We start from the raw sequence: 5,584 nt of genomic DNA on the forward strand, positions 1-5,584 counted from the left end.
TGCAGAAAAAAGGGCAGTTGTGAAAGATGGCTATAATCTTGATATTGATTATGCAAAGTCACAAATGAAGCAAACAAGGGAACTTTTTTCTAAAAATGATGGAATACAAGCACATCATGTTATCCAGTCATTCAAACCTAACGAGGTTACACCAGAGAAAGCGAATCAAGTAGGTTTAGAATTAGCTGAGAAATTAGCTAAAAACCATGAAGTAGCTGTTTACACACATGCAGATAAAGACCATATTCATAATCATATCGTGATAAATTCAGTTAACTTTGAAACTGGTAAAAAGTATCAAGCACATGGAAAGGAAGCAATTGAGCGTGCTAGATCATTGAGCGATGAAGTATGCAAAAATCATGATTTATCAATAGTTACAGAGCATAACGCTAGTGTTCGTCATACTTTGGCAGAACAACATTTACTAGAAAAAAATAAACCATCTTGGAAAGATGAATTGCGTGAAGCGATTGAATACTCTCGAAATAATTCAACAAACTTTGATAGCTTTAAAAAGCATTTAAATGACGTTTACGGGGTCGAAACGAAATTGAGGGGTAAAACACTTAGTTTTAAACATCCAGAACGAGAACGCTTTATACGGGCTAATAAATTGGGTGCTGACTATGAAAAGGAGGGGCTAGAAAATGTCTTTACAAGACAAGCTGAACGAGAACAGGAGCATGAGCGAACTGTTTCAAGAGACCAGGGAACTCAACGAACTAATGAAAAGTTATATCAGAGTTCACATGAACGAGGAAATGGCGAAAGAAGTCACGATTCACAATCAATTGAATCAAATCCAGTCGAAATCGGACGAAGTCATGAGGAACATGCAGTCAATCTTGAACGAGCAAGAGAAGATGTTGAAAGAAAACACCGAAGTTTTGCAAAAGATTTTGATAGATGGACACGAGGAAATTCAAAGGAACAACAACAGGACCATTCAAGCACTGGGGGAACTTCAAAAGACGAACAACGCTCAATTGGAAGAAATGAACGAGGAAATCAAGTCGAGCGTGAGGAACATGCAGAACAATCTAAACAGCGTCGTCAAAAAAGCAAGACAAGAGACGATGGACTTAGTCTCTAGTGCAAAGCATGGGGCATTGGTTACGAATATCATTGATGCTTTAAAATATGGTGTTGCTACAAGTGCAATTACTGTTCCAATTCTCTATTTGCTCCTTAGTTAATTAAAAAGACTGGCTTTATGCCAGTCCTTTCTGCTTTAGCTCTAGAGGGTTGTAAGCTATGTTATCCAATATTGTCAAGTCTGTATAGGACGAATAGATAAAGTGGATGTATTTTCGATTTTAGTGAAAGGCTCGTATGCAAGGACATGTCGACTTAATGGGACGTTCGTGGGAACATATCAATAGGTTTGCTTTATTCCCCTCTAGTCAGTTCTTTCTTTTCTTTCAATAATCTTTGAAATTCATCTTCTAACTCTTGCGAAGGTTCCAAGCTCAACCTACCCAGAACATCAGATATTTTAGTTTCAATTAATAAAAGTTGGTCATCATTGTTAGACTTTGTTTTATTCTCCAGCCACTCTTCATATGCTTCGTACGATCCATCGAATACTGTTATCTTACCATCTTTTATATCAATTATTTTTGTAGCTATATTTTTTACTAACATTCGGTCGTGAGTAACAAATAGAATCGTTCCATGATAACTTTTCATTAATGTTTCTAGCGCTTCTAAAGCTGCAATGTCTAAAAAGTTAGTCGGCTCATCTAAAACGAGCATATTCACCTCACTTAAAAATAGTTTAGCTAAAGCTAGCTTTACTTTTTCACCACCACTTAATATGCCTACCTTTTTATAGACATCTTCATCCCAAAAATGCATTCTTGCTAAAACTGTTCTTATTAATGTCTCATTTTGACTAGAGGTCGATTGTACATTTTCTATGATTGATTTCTCATCATTTAGGATGGTTAAGTGTTGAGAGAAGTAACCTATCTTTACTTTTTCTGGAATTGTCACTCCTTCATCTTGCTTCACTATTTTTTTAAGCAACGTTGTTTTACCTGAGCCATTTTTTCCAATGATAGCAACTTTATCTCCTCCATATAAATATAAGCTAAAGGGTTCCCAGAGCTTACGTTCTTCAATCTCTCCCTTAATATTTTCAGCACGTAATACAGATTGGTTTGTTAAGTTTTCTTCATTTAACATATCCATCTTAATTTCAGGCAGCTCTTTCACCTTGTCAACCTTATCCAATTGTTCCAGTCTTGTTTCTAAAGCTTTTGCCGAACTTCTCAGCTTTTTCTGTATGTTGGCGTAGTGGGTTTTAGCACCCACTATTCTCGCTTCAGATGAACTTAGATTCTTAGGTTTTTTTGTTGCTCGTTGAGCTCTTTCTTCTTTTTGACGTATTGCTCTTTCTAATTTTTGTTTCTCACGTTCATACTTTTCAAATTCAGTTTGTTTTTGTTTTTTAAGTATTTCTTTTTGCTTTGCATATTCATCATAATTTCCTTTAAATATTTTTAACGTATTTTTTTCAATTTCCCATATGTCAGTACATACATTATTTAAAAATGTCCGATCATGAGATACTACGACAGCTGCTCCTTGATAGTTTCTTATCTTTTTTTCTAGCCAAGCAATTCTTTCCGTATCTAAGTGTGTTGTCGGTTCATCTAAAAGCAGTAAGCCTGGATTCCCATTGAATGCGTTCTGTAAATATTGCTGTGTTATTTCGCCACCACTTTTCTCCAATCTTGATTCTTTAAATTGTGGCACTAATTTCACAGAGGTAAAAGGAGAGATATTACCTTCATCAGGTAATTCTTCACCTGTAATAATTTTTAATAGGCTTGTTTTTCCTGTTCCATTCCTACCTACTAAGCCTATACGTTGATTATCATGCACTTGTATTAAATCAATATCAAATAGCACTCTGTCATGTAATTGTTTTTTGATTGATGTTCCTTCAAATAATAGCATAATCCCATCTCCTTATTTTGAGGGGATATAAAAACCCCCTAATTCCATTCAGAATAGGAGGTCAGTAAAATTTGTAAGTATACACCTAAAAAAGCATTACAAAATTAGGGTAAACCACATTGCACAATACAATCCTATTCTGAAAATGATACATAAAACGCTCCACAAATAACCTAGCTTAAGTTATTGACTCACTATTTTATGTTGATTTTCTTTAATAAATAGGATTAATTGTTCATTGTGATATAGTAACACCCTTTCTCGTATCATTTAATCTAAATATAAGCTTTCTATATGTCTCTGTCAATATTTCTATGCTTTACTTAGATAAGAAATTAAATCTTATTCTGATCAAAGCGAAAATAACTAATCGGATGGGAGCTACAATTTAAGAGATTCCCGAGCCATCTTTCTGGAATGTTTTCTAAACTACTTGTAATGTTTTCTCTTAATTCATTTTCTCGCTTCTCGTACAGCAAACTTGCTTAACTATTATCACGAACATTTCTAGTCTAACATTGGCTACTAATAACGCTTAGACAAACATTTTTCACCTAAGTGTTCAATTTTTGTTACGATAAGCTGTGAATAGAGATAAGGTTCTTTATCTACCATCTCCAACCTGTATGTTATATTGATTTAACGTGATGTTAAATTTCTTCTAAAGTAACCTCTTTATGTCTTTGAATTTTTAATTTAGTTTGTTTATCTTGTTCGCTTTCAGAAAGAATAACATTCGCACTAAATTTACCATGTTTGAAATTACTTCCCCAACTGTTCCAAGCAATTTGTTTATTAACTGCATATACGTTTGATGTACCTGATTTATATACATCAATGTATTGCTTATCTTTAAGCAATTTAACGGCTCTTGTTACCGTTGAAGTACTTACTTCGAATTGTTCCTCTAAGACTTTATAAGAGCACATTACAGCGTTGTATGAATCCATATTATTTATTAAGAATTTAAAAATTCTATATGCTATTGGTGATTTTGCCATTAGCCAATCTTCTGCTTTATAAGCGTCTTTATTTAACTGTATCCACCTCTTGTAAGGACTGTTTTTATCTCTCTTGCGAATTTCCTTTTCGATTTCTTCTTCCTTCTCCATTTGGATCTTACGCTCTTCAAAACTCATAGAATTAGGTTTTAGAACTTCTCTTTCTGCTCCTACATGTATTTCAGCCATTATTACTTTCTCCCCTTTTTCGAATATGTAACACGCTGTGATACGTATATGTATCATTTTTGATACAACTTGTATCATTACTGACCATGGTGTGATTAGTATACTGCTCATTTATGGTTATTCTATCGTCATTAATGACCATTCTATGATATTGTTTGACTAAAGTCAAGTCTTATAGTGACTATCTAGTGCTCTAATACTAGTCACCCCATGACTAGTATAGTAATCACACCATGACTAGTAAAAAACGCTCTATCCATTGATATGACAACAACTAGCTTATATTCACTCTTATATCTTCTATAAGGCACTTTTCTACATGCAAGGGTCGGGTAGTATTTTTTAGGAAAACCACCTAAAAAATCTCCACGCCTTTACCCCTTGCATGTAGAAATTTTTCGGCTGTCTAGGCTTCGCCGAACGACCGATATACGAAATAGGGATATTGAGTATTCGCTCGTTCGCTTGTCCAGTGTAGCCGAAAAACCGTTAAGAGTGTCGGCGATAATGTGATTCTTTCGCTATGTATAGAATTCGTTATGCGGGGGCTAGCCCCCACACCCCCAGCCTCACTCCCTCAACCGAAATAGGGGGGAAAGACCAAGTTCAAAGGCATTGCGAAATATGGTTAAAAGCTTTCTGACTGGAAGAAAGCTAAATATGGTATGTGTCAATGGTAAATCGCAACGGAATGGGTCAGCGGTTTTTGCTGATCCATGAAGTGAGAATTTAAGGAATTGACACATTCGCAAAAGTACCCTCTTGGCTTGTCGAAAAACCATTTTTTCGACCTGCCTACCGGCGAGGGAGCCCCCGAAGATTCGGGGGTTGGGGGCTTGATATGTGAAAGTTTTTGGGGTTGCCTTTTTTCAAAAAGGCAAGGTCTTAATCCCCCCATGTAAATGGGGGTTAGGGGGCATTTTTGCGACAGCAAAAACAAGCTTATTTGGGTACCAAATATAGAGCTTGCCAATCCTCACAATACAAGTTACAATGAGAGTGAATAGCGAGCATTTAATTTGTATGATATGCGATTGAAAAATGAGCATAGTGAGGTGGTTGTATGTCGGGAACGAGGAAAGAAAATCGGGCGAGTAGTCGGCAGATTAAATTTCGAGTGGACGACAGCGAATATGAAAGGTTACAGCAAATTGCTGATACGTTTCATATGAGCGTGCCAGCTTTTGCAAAAAAGCGGGCAATGGGCTATCGAATGAAGCCACCGAAAATTGATAAATCGGGGGCAATTGAGATAGCAAAGCAGTTGCGAGCAATTGGGAACAACGTGAATCAATTGACTAGGCGAGCAAATGCAAGCGCTGGGGCGATTGATAGCGAAGAATTACAAGCTATCAAAAAGGAGTTGCATGCAATATGGCAACAATTCAGCTAGGTACAACTCGTTCTGCTAGTCGATTATGCAACTA

Annotated in this window: 4 protein-coding genes; 2 read left to right on the forward strand and 2 right to left on the reverse strand. The window is 36.1% G+C overall.

What is annotated here, in order from left to right:
- A partial coding sequence (locus KA814_RS11405; RefSeq protein WP_210122755.1) for a relaxase/mobilization nuclease domain-containing protein occupies nucleotides 1-1,096 on the forward strand: 1,096 nt, incomplete at its 5' end.
- A 296-nt stretch (nucleotides 1,097-1,392) separates the two neighbouring features.
- Here KA814_RS11405 and KA814_RS11410 read toward each other — a convergent pair.
- On the reverse strand, nucleotides 1,393-2,967 hold the full coding sequence (locus tag KA814_RS11410) for an ABC-F type ribosomal protection protein Vga(E) (protein ID WP_032495718.1): 1,575 nt from the start codon (nucleotides 2,965-2,967) through the stop codon (nucleotides 1,393-1,395).
- A 650-nt stretch (nucleotides 2,968-3,617) separates the two neighbouring features.
- On the reverse strand, nucleotides 3,618-4,157 hold the full coding sequence (locus tag KA814_RS11415; protein WP_021285900.1) for a replication/maintenance protein RepL: 540 nt from the start codon (nucleotides 4,155-4,157) through the stop codon (nucleotides 3,618-3,620).
- A gap of 1,063 nt (nucleotides 4,158-5,220) precedes the next feature.
- Here KA814_RS11415 and KA814_RS11420 point away from each other — a divergent pair.
- On the forward strand, nucleotides 5,221-5,550 hold the full coding sequence (locus KA814_RS11420; protein ID WP_095257132.1) for a MobC family plasmid mobilization relaxosome protein: 330 nt from the start codon (nucleotides 5,221-5,223) through the stop codon (nucleotides 5,548-5,550).
- Nucleotides 5,551-5,584: the final 34 nt, after the last annotated feature.

The organism is Staphylococcus sp. GDY8P196P (assembly GCF_017891705.1).
GTDB lineage: Bacteria > Bacillota > Bacilli > Staphylococcales > Staphylococcaceae > Staphylococcus > Staphylococcus ureilyticus.

Excerpts from the sequence above, each read along its gene's own strand:
- KA814_RS11410 (WP_032495718.1), bottom strand. The coding sequence starts at position 2,967 with ATGCTATTATTTGAAGGAACATCAATCAAAAAACAATTACATGACAGA.
- KA814_RS11420 (WP_095257132.1), top strand. The coding sequence starts at position 5,221 with ATGTCGGGAACGAGGAAAGAAAATCGGGCGAGTAGTCGGCAGATTAAA.
- KA814_RS11415 (WP_021285900.1), bottom strand. The coding sequence starts at position 4,157 with ATGGCTGAAATACATGTAGGAGCAGAAAGAGAAGTTCTAAAACCTAAT.